The sequence below is a fragment of the Variovorax sp. WDL1 genome (genome assembly GCF_001541225.1).
Taxonomy (GTDB): domain Bacteria; phylum Pseudomonadota; class Gammaproteobacteria; order Burkholderiales; family Burkholderiaceae_C; genus Variovorax.
Window position 1 is genome coordinate 1 of sequence record NZ_LMTS01000257.1, and the last position, 13691, is coordinate 13691.

Consider the following 13691-nt stretch of genomic DNA (forward strand, 5'->3'; position numbering starts at 1 on the left):
TCAAGCCAACAGGCCTCCTCGAAAGCCGGTGTGGTTCAGAGGGCCCTTCGTTATGTGTGCGCCACGAAAATCGAAGGCAGGTGGATCACGGAGCATTCGACGAATGCACCGAGAACGGCCGGAAGGGCAGATCCAGCGCTCCCGCGTACTCCCCATCGGGCGTCAGCGTCGGGCAACCGCCCTTGTCGCGCGGGCAGAACGACGTCTGGCTCGAATTGCGCGGGTAGACCACGTTGCTGAAGCGGTAGTTCCTGATCGCCTTGCCCGTGTAGTCGGCCACCGTCACCACGCCTCCGGCGGTCGAGTATTGATCGGCCTCGGTCACCATGATCGGGTCGACGCGCGAGTCCGCCATCCGGCGTATCACCGACCCACTGTCCTGGTCGTCGCTGAAGCCCACCCAGCCCCATGCACGGTCGCCGCGCGCGGTGAACAGGACCGAATCATTCGCCGTGTCGCGACGCCCGGGGAAACCCTTCGATTTGGCCAGGGACGTGATGTTGCTGCCCAGCCCCGTGACCTTGCCCACGTGCGCGATGTCGCTCGGCTTGGGCGTGGTCGGCTTCGGCCCTGCGGCGTACCGCCCGAGCGAGTAGATGTGCAACTCGCCCTCGCGCGTCGCAATCCAGGCTCTCGGGTAGCGCGGCGTGGTCCGCCAGTAGGGCGTGCCGGGCACGCGCTCCCGGTCATCCTTGGACCAGTGGCCGAGCGTGGCGGTCGTCTCGACGGCGACCGGGGTCCCCGGCACCGCGACGACCTTCGCAACGACGGGCATGGAGCCGGGCGCCAGCGGGTAGGGCCACTGGTTGGCACCCATGCCGAGCTTCTGTGTCTGCGCATGCTTCTCGGCGGTGTCGAGGTACATCGAATTGAAGTAGCGAAACAGAGGGCCAAGGTCGACAAAGGCTGCCGTCTTCTCCGATTGCGAGGCGACGACGGCCACCCCGCCCTTCGCATAGCGCTCGTAGAACTCGCCGCCGGGCAGGAACTTAGCGCGGTTGCTGGCAAGCGGCGAGCCGAGGGCACCGATCGACGAGATCTCCTTGCCGACCGGGTGCACTGTCATGGCGACCGGATCGATCCCGGTCGTGACCTTGATGGCCGTGGGCGCCGTCACGTTCGCCGGCAGGTCGACGTAGCCCACGACCTTCATGAACCCGATGCCGCCCTGATTCGGGAAGCCCGGCTTGGTGCCATCCATCCAGTCATGCCACCAGTCGTACCAGTCGTCCTTTTTCTCCCAGGTCCGGTTCATGGGAACGCCACCCAAGGCGATCACCGCGACCTGGCCCTTGACGGCGACGGTGTCCCAGATCGTCGCCAGTGCGAATTCGGACATGGGCGTCACGGCGAGCGCCGTGGGCACCTTGCCAACCGGAAGCCTCACGAATGCGCGCTGCTGCGCGGTGTAGGTGCCGACGGTGTAGATGGTGGCGCCTTCGCTGGGGCTTCCTTGCGTCGCTACCAGCGACATACGGGTGGAGGGTCCATCGGGGCCGCCCTCCCCTCGGGTTTCCGCGATCGGCAGACCGGCGGCGCTGTTGGGCGACAGCGCGCCGCGTGAGAAGTAGTCGCGCAGCGCCGGAGGAGACAGCGTCCTGTCCTGCCACAGTAGCTGCGGGCGCTGCATCCAGGTCTCGCGGTCTGTGGCCTGAGCCTGGAACCATGCGACCGCGCTGGCTACCGAGTCCGGCGTGTCAGGCATCCCGATCGCGACGCCATGCGTGCTCACATAGGCGTTGTCGGGCGTGCCGCTTTCCTTGCCCAGCTGGTAGTAGGTCTTGCAGCCGGCGCCTTCCCCGCAGTGCGTGATGGCGCCGATGTCCTCGCGCAGCGGGAGCGTGGGCACCCCAGCCTTCGATGCTGGCGGTCCGAATCGATAGGCTACGCCCGCGTGCTGCCCGAACTGGTACGCCAGTGCACGGTAGGCGCTCGCGATGACCTTGCCTGAAGCGTCGACGATGTCTCCCGCACGCGCGGGCGACCGGCCCTCGGGCAATTCGGATTCGAGCTTTGCGGCATGGCAAGGTCCAGCGAGTGCGACAGCGAGCGAGGCGACGAAAAGCTTCATGGACGGTGCAGCTTAAAGGAAAGCGTCGGCTCGCGAGCGGTCCGAGACTTTCGCTTGATCTTCACCCATTCGCTGGTGCGCACGCCAGGCAGATAGATGCTGGAGCGCCGCTTGGCGACGAATGCCTCAGGGCCAAGGGGATGCGCCGGCTGCTTGACCAGGTGCGCCCCGCCCTTGTCGGAGTACTTCACCACGAGGATGCCCCAGGGAGGTTCACCGAACAGCCGCGCGAGCGCAGCCTTGCGCAGCATCAGCGGCTGGGTCGTGATGTCCACCCCTCGATCGACGAGAAGATCGAACACGCAATAGACCACCGGCTTCGCGCCCACGTACCAGCAGCGATGACGGGCACGCTCCTGCAGCGCCTGGAAATCGCTTCGACCCTCGTCGTCCAGGACACACACCTCGCCATCAGTCACATAGGGACCGCCACCCATCTCCGACAGGCTGTCGCCGAGCTCGGGGAACCACTTGGCCGCGCTGGCGCCGTTGCGCGTCCTGAACTGCGCGGCGCCGTCGCCGAACGCGGCCGTCATCCGCAATCCGTCGTATTTCAGCTCATAGATCCAGCCGGGCTCGTGCAGGCCCAGGGAGCGCTCCGACAGGAGCATGGGCTTGAAATCTTCGAGACGGATCACGGCTGCGGGCGAAAACGCCCCGAGGGTTCAGCGGCTCACTCTCTTTCCTCGGTCCCCCAGCTTGCCATCGGCCTGCAGATCCGCGACGGCCATGGCGAATGCGAGCAGTTCCTCGGAAAGCGGCGCGCCGGGCGCCAGGACGCCAACGCGTTCTGCCAGAGCCTGAAAGACGGCGCGGGGAGACTCGGGGGCGGAGGGAACGGGAATGTCGAGATCTTCGGGCATCGCAACTCCTTGTCGGCTACTGGGGCGGCGCGGCCGGCTTCTGCGGCGTCTGCGGCGTCTGCTGGGCGGGCTCCTGCATGACGGGAGAGCGCTCCCTCGATTCGGAGAGCAGGTAGGTCGCCAGCACGGCCAGAACCACTAGGATGGCTACCATGATCACGCCCCAGCGGAAGACACGCCTGTCGTCACGGTCGTTGCTCTTGGCCTGCGTTTGTCGAATAGCCATGGTCGATTCCTTGCGTCCAATGCGCACAGCCTACCCATCGCGCCGCCCGTCACGCCGTCAGACAGGGACCCAGAGGCCTGTACCGAAAAGCCAGCGGAGCGATGACTGCCGCCTTGGACCTCGCGGCCTCCACCTCCAGCCGCGCGTTGCGGGCGAGTGCCTACATAACGACGGCTCGCTGCCCGATCAATGCAACCCCATGCGCGCGGGATACATCGCATGCTGGGCATTCGAAGATCGGGCCGGCATCCCCAGCCGTGTCGGCCGAGGCATGGAGAACCGGAATGACCACGACCACTTCCACTCACGACGTCATCTCGTCCGATCGCGTCGAAGGTACCGCCGTCTACAACACGGCAGGCGAGAAGCTCGGAACCATCGATGACCTCATGATCGACAAGATCTCGGGCCAGGTCCGCTACGCCGTCATGGAGTTCGGCGGCTTCCTGGGCATGGGTACCGATCGTTATCCCATCCCCTGGAACATGCTGGAGTACGACACCTCGCAGGAGGGCTATGTGGTTCCGCTGGACAAGGCGAAGCTCGAAGGCGCACCCAGTTATGCGGGAGACCGGGTGCCCGACTACGACGACACCTATCGGTCTACCGTGGACAAGTACTACGGGCTTTGATGCGCGACGGCTGCGTGCGCACCGCCGGCGCCTCATCTGCGCCGGCCTGCACGTCAGCCCCCTTCCCGCACCGCCTTGCGCCTGCGTCCGTCGCCAGCACTTTTTCACTGCTGGAACACTCCAAGCACAGAAACGAACAGGAGACGCAGCATGCCGGACGACTTGAACAACCGCGGCCCGCAGGATCGGTCACGCATCAACGTCAGCGAGACGCACGAGCTTCGTTACTGGACGAAGGAGTTGGGCGTCAGCGAGGCGCAATTGAGGGCGGCGGTCGCCGCCGCAGGCACTTCGGTCGAGGCAGTCCGCCAATACCTCGGGAAGTAGCAGCAAAGCAAGCATTGGCGGGACGTGGAGCCAACGATGTCCAGGAACGTCGTATTCGTGTATCGGGGCTATCACTTCCTTTGCAGCGCCGAGAAGGAGCGGCCAGCGCAGTTCCGGCCGGTGGTCGTGCGCCAGCTCGGATGGCCCAGCGAGAAGCTGGTGCTGCTCATGAACGATGCCGACCTCTGCCGCACCGAGGCGGAGGCCCTGCGGCATGCGGAGCAGCAGGCCATGCACTGGGCGGACAGCCGAGCCGAAGTGCACGAAACCTGAGGCGAGCCGTGCGGAGCCTGCCCCGGTTGCCCTGCCCCAAGCGGGCAGGCATGTCGCTCCCGTGTCTTGCACCGCCCCGCCGTTCGCAGAAAAATGTTCGCCGCTGGAAGAAAGGAGACGCTTATGCCGATGGAACTGCTCCGGCACATCGCGCAGCAACCGCTGCCGTACACGGTCTACGCACCGGCCGAACTCGACAAGCTGCGCGTGCTGCGCGCCGCCGAGCTCGTCAGCGCCTTCATTCCCCCGGCGGAGTCGCTGCCCAGCGGGTGCGAGAGCCACAAGCCGGCGCAGGTGCTGGCCATCACCCCGAAGGGGCATCAGGCCCTGGAAGGCCAGCTGGAGGACGCCACCGATCCTTGAGCACGTCGGGCCGGCGGCCCATCCCTGGTTGCGTGAACTAGGGAAGTCACTGATCAATCAGTGCATTCAAGTATAGGAACTGGCAAATCGAGTACCAATCCCGCAAGCCAACGTCTCCAGAATGGGTTGAAGCGACTGCCTCGTCGCAAACCAAAAGGAGACATCGAGATGAAGCGTTTTCTGAAGGCGGGACTGGTGCTCGCGCTCACCTGCGCGAGCATGGCCACCCATGCCGCGACCGAACTGGTCATTGCCACGGTGAACAACGGGCACATGATCGAGATGCAGAAGCTCACGCCGGTGTTCGAGAAGGCCTACCCCGAGATCAAGCTCAAGTGGGTCACGCTCGAGGAAGGCACGCTGCGCCAGCGCGTCACCACCGACATCGCGACCAAGGGCGGCCAGTTCGACGTGATGACGATCGGCATGTACGAGACGCCGATCTGGGCCAAGAAGGGCTGGCTCAACCCTATCGCCACCGACGCCGCCTACGACATCGACGACCTGCTGCCGGCCATGCGCAGCGGCCTGTCGGCCGACGGCAAGCTCTACGCCGCACCCTTCTACGGTGAAAGCTCGATGCTGATGTACCGCAAGGATCTGGCCGACAAGGCGGGCTTCAAGATGCCCGACCAGCCCACCTGGGCGCAGGTGAAGGAACTCGCCGGCAAGGTGCACGACCCGAAGGGTGGCGTCTACGGCATGTGCCTGCGCGGCAAGCCGGGCTGGGGCGACAACATGGCCCTGATCACCACCATGGTCAACACCAACGGCGGCCAGTGGTTCGACATGAGCTGGAAGCCGCAGATCGAGACCAAGCCCTGGAAGGACGCGATCACCTTCTACGTCGACCTCCTGAAGGCCTACGGCCCGCCCGGGGCCTCGGCCAACAGCTTCAACGAGAACCTGGCGCTCTTCAACGAAGGCAAGTGCGGCATGTGGGTGGACGCGACCATCGCAGCTTCTTTCGTGAGCGATCCCAAGCAGTCGAAAGTGGCCGACAGGGTGGCGTTCGCGCAAGCGCCCACCGCCGTCACGCCCAAGGGCGCCAACTGGCTGTGGGCCTGGGCGCTGGCGGTTCCGGCCGGTTCGCAGAAGGTCGACGCGGCGCAGACCTTCATCAAGTGGGCAACCTCCAAGGACTACATCAAGCTGGTCGCGAAGGAACACGGCTGGAGCGCGGTGCCGACAGGCACGCGCAAATCGACCTACGCCACGCCCGAGTTCATGAAGGCGGCGCGCTTCGCCGAGGCCGAGAAGAAAGCCATCGACACCGCCAACCCGAACGACAGCACCCTGCCGAAGTCGCCCTACGTCGGCGTGCAGTACGCCGCCATTCCGGAGTTCCAGGCCATCGGCGTTGCGGTGGGCCAGCAGATGAGCGCGGCACTCGCAGGCAAGACAACGGTCGACCAGGCGCTCAAGGTCTCGCAGACGGCGGCCGAGCGCGAGATGAAGAAAGCCGGGTACTACAAGTGAGCACCCTGATCACCTCCCCCGTCGGGGAGGGCCGGCCCCCCGGCGTGGAAAGCGCGGACGGCGCGCCGCCTGTTCCCGGCTTCTCCCGGAGCGGAAAGAAGAAGAACAAGGACAAGACCGCTGCGACCCCGCGCCTCCTGCCGCGCCTGCTGATGGCGCCTGCCGTGCTCACGCTCTTCCTCTGGATGATCGTGCCGCTGGCGATGACGATCTACTTCTCTTTCGTCAACTACAACCTGATGCAGCCGGGCGACCACCCCTTCGCGGGCTTCGAGAACTACCACTACTTCATCACCGACCCGGACTTCTGGCCGGCGGTGTGGAATACCCTGCTCCTGATCGGCAGCGTGATCGTGTCGACGGTGGTGCTCGGCGTGCTGCTGGCGCTGCTGGTCAACGAGCCTTTCCCCGGCCGCGGCATCGTGCGCGTGCTGCTGATCTCGCCCTTCTTCGTCATGCCCACGGTCAATGCGCTGCTGTGGAAGCACATGATGATGAACCCGATCTACGGCGTGCTTGCGGACCTCTGGCGCTTCTTCGGCGCCGAGCCGGTGGACTGGCTGACGGACGTGCCGCTGCTCTCCGTGATCATCATGGTGGCGTGGCAGTGGCTGCCCTTCGCCTGCCTGATCTTCATCACCTCGCTGCAATCGCTGGACCGCGAGCAGATGGAGGCCGCGCGCATGGACGGCGCGAGCGCCCTGCAGCGCTTCGGCTACCTCACCATCCCGCACCTCGCCAGGCCGATGGCGGTGGTGATCATGATCGAGATGATCTTCCTGCTCTCGGTGTTTGCCGAGATCGCAGTCACCACCAATGGCGGTCCGGGCAACGAGAGCACCAACCTCACCTACATGATCTTCAAGCAGTCGCTGATGAACTTCGACGTGGGTGTGGCCTCCGCGGGCGCTCTGTTCGCGGTGATCCTGGCCAACATCGTGGCGGCCTTCCTGATCCGCATCATCGGCAAGAGCCTGGACTGAAGGGGAATCGACATGCAGACCGACAGCGTTGTCCCCCTCGTCCTGCGCACCGCCGGTGCCTGGGCCGTTTCCCTGCTGCTCTTCTTCCCGCTGGGCTGGCTGGTGCTGACCTCCTTCAAGACCGAGCTGCAGGCGATCCACGTGCCGCCGCTCTTCGTTTTCGAGCCCACGATGGACAACTTCGCCGAGGTGCAGCGCCGAAGCGATTACCTGCTGTTCGCGAAGAACTCGCTGATCACCAGCATCGGCTCCACCATCCTCGGCCTGCTGATCGCGGCGCCGGCGGCCTATTCGTTCGCCTTCTTCCGCACGAAGCGCACCCGCGACATCCTGATGTGGATGCTCTCCACCAAGATGATGCCGGCCGTCGGCGCGCTGGTGCCGATCTACGTGCTCGCGCAGACCGCGGGCCTGCTGGATTCGCGCACCGCGCTCGTCATCGTGTTCACGCTGTCGAACCTGCCCATCATGGTGTGGATGCTCTACACCGCCTTCAAGGACATCCCGCCGGAGATCCTGGAAGCCGCGCGCATGGACGGGGCGAGCCTGTGGACGGAGTTCCGCCACGTCGTGATGCCGCTGTCGATCGGCGGGCTCGCCTCCACCGGCCTGCTGTGCCTGGTGCTGAGCTGGAACGAGGCCTTCTGGGCGCTCAACCTCAGCTCGGCCAAGGCCGGCACGCTGGCGGTGCTGATCGCCTCCTACTCCAGCCCCGAAGGCCTGTTCTGGGCCAAGCTCTCGGCCGCCTCGCTGCTGGCCATCGCGCCCATCGTGGTGTTCGGCTGGTTCAGCCAGAAGCAGCTGGTGCAGGGCCTCACCTTCGGTGCCGTCAAGTAAAGGACTTCTCCATGGCCTACCTTCAACTCGACAACATCAAGAAGAGCTTCGGCGACACCCACGTCATCAAGGGCGTGGACCTGCAGATCGACAAGGGCGAGTTCATCGTCTTCGTCGGGCCGTCGGGCTGCGGCAAGTCGACGCTGCTGCGCCTCATAGCCGGCCTCGAGCCGATCACGAGCGGCACCCTGTCGCTCGACGGGAGGGACATCACGCACACGCCCTCGGGCAAGCGGGACCTGGCGATGGTGTTCCAGAGCTATGCGCTCTACCCGCACATGAGCGTGTACGACAACATGTCCTTCGCGCTCAAGCTCGCGAAGGTGCCGAAGGACGTGATCAAGACCAAGGTCGACCACGCGGCCAAGACCCTGAACCTCACGCAGTACCTGCACCGCACGCCGAAGGAGCTCTCGGGCGGCCAGCGCCAGCGAGTGGCCATCGGCCGTGCCATCGTGCGCGCGCCCAAGGTGTTCCTGTTCGACGAGCCGCTGTCCAACCTCGACGCGGCGCTGCGCGGCAACACGCGCGTCGAGATCAGCAAGCTGCACCGCGCGCTCGGCGCCACCAGCATCTACGTGACCCACGACCAGGTCGAGGCCATGACGCTGGCCGACCGCGTGGTCGTGCTGCGCGACGGGATGATCGAGCAGGTCGGCACGCCGATGGAGCTGTACGACCGGCCCGCCAACCAGTTCGTCGCCCAGTTCATCGGCATGCCCTCGATGAACATGGTGCAGGCGCGCGCGATCCCGAGCTTTGCCGCGCAGGTCAACGGACGCCTGCCGGCCGATGGCTTCCTGGGCGTGCGGCCGGAAGGCCTGCGCGTGCACCCGGATTCGCAGCATGGCGCGCCGGCGCGGGTCGAGCTGGTGGAGGCGCTCGGTGCCGACACGCTGATCCACGTCGACGTCGGCGGCGTGCCGCTGGTGGCGCGCCAGAACGAGCGCACGCCGCTGCATGCGGGCGACGCGGTGAGCGTCGAGCTCGACCCGTCGGTGCTGCATTTCTTCAACCGCGAAGGCCGCACTGTCGCTGCTTGAGCCTGCCACTCGCGCCATGCCCGTTCGTCCTCTCTCGGAGTTCGTGATCCTGCATCTCGGACTCGGCTCCTTCCATCGCGCCCACCAGGCGGTCTACCTGCAGCAGCTGATCGAGGCGGGAGATGCCCGCTGGTCGCTCTCCGGCGCCAACCTGCGTCCAGACATGGCCGAGCTGCTGTCCGCCCTGCGGGCGCAGGACGGCTGCTACACGGTCGAGACCGTCTCGCCGGCCGGCGACTACCGCTACCAGCGCATCGGCGCCATCCGCGAGGTGCTCGACTGGGAGCCGTCGCTGGCGGCGGTGATCGCGCGCGGTGCCGATCCGCGCACGCGCATCGTGTCCTTCACCGTCACCGAGGCCGGCTACTACCTCGACCCGCAGGACCGCCTCGACACGGGCGACGCCGAGCTGGCCGAGGACCTTGCACGCGCCCGGCGAGGCGAGGCCGGCCAAACCATCTACGGCGCGGTCTGCGCGATCCTGCGCGCCCGCAGCGACGCCGATGCGGGCCCGGTGACGCTGCTCAACTGCGACAACCTGCGCCACAACGGCGAGCGCTTCCGCCGGGGCCTGCTGGAATTCATCGAGCAGGCGGACCTGCCGGCCCTGGCAGCGTGGGTGCGCGAGAACACCACCTGCCCCAACGCGATGGTCGACCGCATCACGCCGCGCCCGCCGCCCGAGCTGCGCCAGCGCGTGCGCGAGGCGACCGGCCGGGACGACGCCGCGCCGGTCACGGCCGAGCGCTTCACCCAGTGGGTGATCGAGGACGACTTCATCCACGGCCGGCCGGACTGGGGGCGCGTGGGCGTTCAACTGGTCGACTCCGTGGAGCCGTACGAGGAAGCGAAGATCCGCATCCTCAACGCCAGCCACAGCTGCATCGCCTGGGCCGGCACGCTGATCGGCCTGCAGTACATCCACGAGGGCACGCGCACGCCCGCGATCCGGCAGATGGCTTTCGACTACGTGACGGACGATGTCATTCCCTGCCTCGACCGCGGCGGGCACCCGAGCCCGGTCGACCTGCCTGCATATCGTGACGTCGTGCTCGAGCGCTTCGGCAATCCGGCCATCCGCGACACCAACCAGCGCGTGGCGATGGACGGCTTCTCGAAGATCCCGGGCTTCATCGCGCCAACCGTGCGCGAGCGCCTGGCGCAGCGCGAGAGGATCGACAGCGTCGCGATGCTGCCGGCGCTCTTCCTCGCCTTCCTGCGGCGCTGGCACCAAGGCACCCTCCCCTACACCTACCAGGACCAGGGCATGGACGAAGCCACCGCACGCGCCATCTGCGACGCGGCCGATCCGGTCGCGGCACTGTGCGCCGATACCGTCCTCTGGGGCGACGCCGCGGGCGACACGCGGCTCGAGCAGGCGGTGCGCGAGGCCGGTGCGCGCGTGCGAACACTCATCGAAGGAGCAAGATCATGACGGGCCGCCTCGAACAACGTCACCTGCTGGTGACCGGCGCCGGCGGCGGCATCGGGCTCGCGATCGCCGAGGCCTGCCTCGCCGAAGGCGCGCGATGCACGCTGGTGGACCGCGCGGCCGCGCGGTCCGAAGACGTGGCACACCTGCAGCGCAGCCACCCGAAGCGCGTGGCCTACCTGCCGGCCGATGTGGCCGACACCTCATCGCTGGCCCGCCTGCTCGATACGGCGCAGGCGGCCAACGGACCGGTGCACACGCTGGTCAACAACGCCGCGATCTTCGACATGGCGCCGCTGCTGGAGAGCGACGAAGCCTCCTTCGACCGCCTGTTCGCGGTCAACGTGAAGGGCATGTTCTTCGTGATGCAGCGCGTATTGCAGCACATGGTGGACGCAGGCACGGCCGGCGCCTCGGTCATCAACATGGCCTCGCAGGCCGGCCGCCGCGGCGAGGCGCTGGTGTCGCACTACTGTGCGACCAAGGCCGCCGTCATCAGCTACACGCAGAGCGCGGCGCTGGCGATGGCGCCGCACGGCATCCGCGTCAACGCCATCGCGCCCGGGGTGGTCGACACGCCGATGTGGAGCCATGTGGATGCGCTGTTTGCCAGGTACGAAGGCCGCGCGCCGGGCCAGAAGAAGCGCCAGGTCGGGCTGGAGGTGCCGCTCGGCCGCATGGGCACGCCGGGCGACATCGCCGGCGCCGCCGTGTTCCTGGCCAGCGACGAGGCGCGCTACATCACGGCCCAGACGCTCAACGTCGACGGTGGTAATGTCATGAGCTGAAGGCGTGAACACCATCCGAGAGAAACGGCCATGACTTCGGTGCGCCACCGCAACCTACCCCGCCACCGGGAACCCGAACTCGAGCGCGACATCACGCGCTCGCCTTCGCTCGGCTACGAGGCGCCGGAGGAATCGGGCCTGGTGCGCTGCCTGGCACACGGGTTTCCGAGCCCGCTGGTGCGATGGCATTTCCATGAAGAGTACGAGCTGCACCTGATCACCGAGACCTCGGGCAAGGCCTTCATCGGCGACTGGATCGGGCCCTTCCAGCCCGGCCACCTGGTGCTGTGCGGTCCGCGGCTGCCGCACAACTGGATCTCGCTCGATGCGCCGGCGAGCGGCGCGGCCGGGCGCGACCGCGTGATCCAGTTCCGGCATGAGCCCATCGAACGCGCGGCCGCCGAGATCCCGGAACTGCGCGAGGTGATGCAACTGCTCGAGCGCTCGCGCCACGGCATCGAGTTCTTCGGCCTTGCAGAGCGCGCGCTGGCGCACTGGGACGCGGTCAAGGGCGCACGCGGGCTGCGCCGCTTCGGACTGTTCTGCGCCTACCTGGCCGACCTGGCGCAGTGCACCGACTACCGGCTGCTCTCCAACGTGCAGATGCAGGGCGTGGAAGGCGAGGCCGGCGTAGACCAGATCAACGTCATCGTCGACCGCATCACCTCCAACCTGGCCGAGCCGATCGTGATGGCCGACATCGCCACCGAGCTGGGCATGAGCGAAAGCCGCTTCAGCCGCTTCTTCAAGCGCTCGACCGGCAACAGCTTCACCGACTTCGTGAACCGCGTGCGCATCAACAGCGCCTGCCACCTGCTGATGCAGACCGACCACTACGTGACCGACATCTGCTACCAGGTCGGCTTCAACAACGTCGCCAACTTCAACCGCCGCTTCCTGGAGATCAAGGGCATGACGCCGACCGAGTTCCGGCGCCAGAGCGACCACCGCTTCGGCGGCGGCTGAAGAAGGGCCGGCGCTTGTACCTCGGACTCGATCTCGGCACCTCGGAGCTGAAGGCGCTGCTGCTGGCGCCGGACCACCGCATCGTCGCGCTGGCGCGGGCGCCGCTCACGGTCGACCGGCCGGCGCCGCAGTGGTCGCAGCAGGCGCCCTCGCAATGGTGGGAGGCGCTGGAAGCCGCCATGGCCGAGTTGCGGCGCACGCAGGCCTCGGCGCTGTCGGCGGTGCGCGCCATCGGCCTTTCGGGCCAGATGCACGGTGCGGTGGCGCTGGACGCACAGCACCATGTGCTGCGCCCCGCGATCCTCTGGAACGATGGCCGCAGCGCAGCCCAATGCCGCACGCTCGCCGAGCGCGTGCCGCGGCTGGGCGCCATCGCCGGCAATCTCGCCATGCCGGGCTTCACTGCGCCCAAACTGCTGTGGATGCGCGAGCACGAGCCCGGGCTTTTCGCGCGCATCGCCCATGTGCTGCTGCCCAAGGACTGGCTGCGCTTCATGTTGAGCGGCGAGTTCGCGAGCGACATGTCGGATGCCTCTGGCACGCTGTGGCTGGACGTGGGCGCACGCGACTGGTCCGACGAGCTGCTGGGCGCCTGCGGCCTGTCGCGCGTGCAGATGCCGCGACTGGTGGAAGGCAGCGCGCCCGCGGGGCGGCTCACGCCCAAGCTCGCGCAACGCTGGGGCATGGCGCCCGGCGTGCCCATTGCGGGCGGCGCCGGCGACAACGCGGCCAGCGCAGTCGGCATGGGACTCGTTGAAGCGGGTCAGGGCTTCGTCTCGCTGGGCACCTCCGGCGTGATCTTCATCAGCGGCGAGCACTTCGAGCCTCGGCCCGAGCGCGCGGTCCATGCGTTCTGCCACGCGCTGCCCGGGCGCTGGCACCAGATGTCGGTGATGCTCTCGGCATCCAGCGCCGTGAGCTGGGCCGCGCGCAGCTTCGGTCTCGGCAACGAGTCAACGCTGCTCGCCGCTGCCGCCTCGCTGGGTGATGCGGCGCGGCAGCGCGCCCCGCTGTTCCTGCCCTACCTGTCGGGGGAGCGCTCTCCGCACAACGATGCCGATGCGCAAGGCGTGCTGTTCGGCCTCACGCATGCACACGGTCCGGCCGACATCGCCTATGCCGTGGTCGAAGGCGTGAGCTTCGGGTTGCGCGACGGGATGGACACGCTCGCTCGACCGTCCGGGGACCTTGTGCTGGTCGGCGGCGGCGCGCGCAGCGCCTGGTGGGCGCAGTTGCTGGCCGATGTGCTGGACACGCCGCTCGCGATCTGCGAAGGCAGCGAGGCCGGCGGCGCGCTCGGGGCCGCGCGGCTGGCCTGGCTCTCGGATGGCGGCATGTTGCACGAGGTGTGCCACCGCCCGGTGCTGCGGCAGCGCCTCGAGCCGGCCCGATCGCCGGCTGGTCGCCT

16 protein-coding genes are annotated in these 13691 nt (G+C 67.3%); 12 read left to right on the forward strand and 4 right to left on the reverse strand.

Annotated features, from left to right (window positions below; genetic code table 11):
• Positions 1–85: 85 nt before the first annotated feature.
• The 4 genes from APY03_RS32290 to APY03_RS32305 are packed head-to-tail and all read right to left on the reverse strand — an operon-like array spanning position 86 to position 3160.
• Positions 86–2071: a hypothetical protein gene (locus APY03_RS32290; RefSeq protein ID WP_068683664.1), complete on the reverse strand. Its 1986-nt coding sequence runs from the start codon at positions 2069–2071 to the stop codon at positions 86–88.
• Positions 2068–2709 carry an ATP-dependent DNA ligase gene (locus APY03_RS32295; protein WP_083944703.1) on the reverse strand — a complete coding sequence of 214 codons (642 nt, stop codon included), beginning with the start codon at positions 2707–2709 and terminating at the stop codon, positions 2068–2070. The genes APY03_RS32290 and APY03_RS32295 overlap by 4 nt, the downstream gene beginning before the upstream one ends.
• Before the next feature lie 27 nt (positions 2710–2736).
• Positions 2737–2934 (reverse strand): aminoglycoside phosphotransferase, encoded by a 198-nt coding sequence (locus tag APY03_RS32300; protein ID WP_068683666.1) that lies wholly within the window; start codon positions 2932–2934, stop codon positions 2737–2739.
• Positions 2935–2950: 16 nt separating this feature from the next.
• Positions 2951–3160 carry a hypothetical protein gene (locus APY03_RS32305; RefSeq protein WP_068683667.1) on the reverse strand — a complete coding sequence of 70 codons (210 nt, stop codon included), beginning with the start codon at positions 3158–3160 and terminating at the stop codon, positions 2951–2953.
• A 284-nt stretch (positions 3161–3444) separates the two neighbouring features.
• On the opposite strand from APY03_RS32305, the gene APY03_RS32310 reads away from it, so the two are divergent.
• The 12 genes from APY03_RS32310 to xylB form a co-directional block, all read left to right on the forward strand.
• The gene (locus tag APY03_RS32310) at positions 3445–3792 is read left to right on the forward strand and encodes a PRC-barrel domain-containing protein (RefSeq protein ID WP_068683668.1); all 348 of its coding nucleotides are present in this window, start codon (positions 3445–3447) and stop codon (positions 3790–3792) included.
• 150 nt (positions 3793–3942) lie between these two features.
• Positions 3943–4119: a DUF3606 domain-containing protein gene (locus APY03_RS40815; protein ID WP_083944704.1), complete on the forward strand. Its 177-nt coding sequence runs from the start codon at positions 3943–3945 to the stop codon at positions 4117–4119.
• 36 nt (positions 4120–4155) lie between these two features.
• Complete coding sequence (locus APY03_RS32315; protein ID WP_068683669.1) at positions 4156–4392, forward strand: hypothetical protein; 237 nt, start codon at positions 4156–4158, stop codon at positions 4390–4392.
• 123 nt (positions 4393–4515) lie between these two features.
• Entirely contained in the window at positions 4516–4755 is a 240-nt protein-coding gene (locus APY03_RS32320; RefSeq protein ID WP_068683670.1) for a hypothetical protein, read from the forward strand.
• A 168-nt stretch (positions 4756–4923) separates the two neighbouring features.
• The gene (locus APY03_RS32325; RefSeq protein ID WP_068683671.1) at positions 4924–6234 is read left to right on the forward strand and encodes an ABC transporter substrate-binding protein; all 1311 of its coding nucleotides are present in this window, start codon (positions 4924–4926) and stop codon (positions 6232–6234) included.
• 152 nt (positions 6235–6386) lie between these two features.
• The gene (locus tag APY03_RS32330; RefSeq protein WP_068683757.1) at positions 6387–7217 is read left to right on the forward strand and encodes a carbohydrate ABC transporter permease; all 831 of its coding nucleotides are present in this window, start codon (positions 6387–6389) and stop codon (positions 7215–7217) included.
• A 12-nt stretch (positions 7218–7229) separates the two neighbouring features.
• On the forward strand, positions 7230–8054 hold the full coding sequence (locus APY03_RS32335; protein ID WP_068683673.1) for a carbohydrate ABC transporter permease: 825 nt from the start codon (positions 7230–7232) through the stop codon (positions 8052–8054).
• 11 nt (positions 8055–8065) lie between these two features.
• Complete coding sequence (locus APY03_RS32340; protein WP_068683675.1) at positions 8066–9097, forward strand: ABC transporter ATP-binding protein; 1032 nt, start codon at positions 8066–8068, stop codon at positions 9095–9097.
• A 16-nt stretch (positions 9098–9113) separates the two neighbouring features.
• A complete protein-coding gene (dalD, locus tag APY03_RS32345) occupies positions 9114–10532 on the forward strand; it encodes a D-arabinitol 4-dehydrogenase (protein WP_174262756.1) in 1419 nt (472 codons plus the stop codon).
• Positions 10529–11317, forward strand: coding sequence for an L-iditol 2-dehydrogenase (locus APY03_RS32350; protein ID WP_068683677.1), 789 nt, complete (start codon positions 10529–10531; stop codon positions 11315–11317). Before dalD ends, APY03_RS32350 begins: the two co-directional genes overlap by 4 nt.
• Positions 11318–11347: 30 nt before the next feature.
• A complete protein-coding gene (locus APY03_RS32355; protein WP_068683679.1) occupies positions 11348–12283 on the forward strand; it encodes an AraC family transcriptional regulator in 936 nt (311 codons plus the stop codon).
• 14 nt (positions 12284–12297) lie between these two features.
• Positions 12298–13691 (forward strand): xylulokinase (gene xylB / locus APY03_RS32360; protein ID WP_068683764.1); only part of this gene is annotated, 1394 nt, incomplete at its 3' end.

Bases quoted from the DNA above. Each gene is read 5' to 3' on its own strand.
- APY03_RS32290 (WP_068683664.1), bottom strand. From the start codon at position 2,071: ATGAAGCTTTTCGTCGCCTCGCTCGCTGTCGCACTCGCTGGACCTTGC.
- APY03_RS32300 (WP_068683666.1), bottom strand. From the start codon at position 2,934: ATGCCCGAAGATCTCGACATTCCCGTTCCCTCCGCCCCCGAGTCTCCC.
- APY03_RS32305 (WP_068683667.1), bottom strand. From the start codon at position 3,160: ATGGCTATTCGACAAACGCAGGCCAAGAGCAACGACCGTGACGACAGG.
- APY03_RS32310 (WP_068683668.1), top strand. From the start codon at position 3,445: ATGACCACGACCACTTCCACTCACGACGTCATCTCGTCCGATCGCGTC.
- APY03_RS40815 (WP_083944704.1), top strand. From the start codon at position 3,943: ATGCCGGACGACTTGAACAACCGCGGCCCGCAGGATCGGTCACGCATC.
- APY03_RS32315 (WP_068683669.1), top strand. From the start codon at position 4,156: ATGTCCAGGAACGTCGTATTCGTGTATCGGGGCTATCACTTCCTTTGC.
- APY03_RS32320 (WP_068683670.1), top strand. From the start codon at position 4,516: ATGCCGATGGAACTGCTCCGGCACATCGCGCAGCAACCGCTGCCGTAC.
- APY03_RS32325 (WP_068683671.1), top strand. From the start codon at position 4,924: ATGAAGCGTTTTCTGAAGGCGGGACTGGTGCTCGCGCTCACCTGCGCG.
- APY03_RS32330 (WP_068683757.1), top strand. From the start codon at position 6,387: ATGGCGCCTGCCGTGCTCACGCTCTTCCTCTGGATGATCGTGCCGCTG.
- APY03_RS32335 (WP_068683673.1), top strand. From the start codon at position 7,230: ATGCAGACCGACAGCGTTGTCCCCCTCGTCCTGCGCACCGCCGGTGCC.
- APY03_RS32340 (WP_068683675.1), top strand. From the start codon at position 8,066: ATGGCCTACCTTCAACTCGACAACATCAAGAAGAGCTTCGGCGACACC.
- dalD (WP_174262756.1), top strand. From the start codon at position 9,114: ATGCCCGTTCGTCCTCTCTCGGAGTTCGTGATCCTGCATCTCGGACTC.
- APY03_RS32350 (WP_068683677.1), top strand. From the start codon at position 10,529: ATGACGGGCCGCCTCGAACAACGTCACCTGCTGGTGACCGGCGCCGGC.
- APY03_RS32355 (WP_068683679.1), top strand. From the start codon at position 11,348: ATGACTTCGGTGCGCCACCGCAACCTACCCCGCCACCGGGAACCCGAA.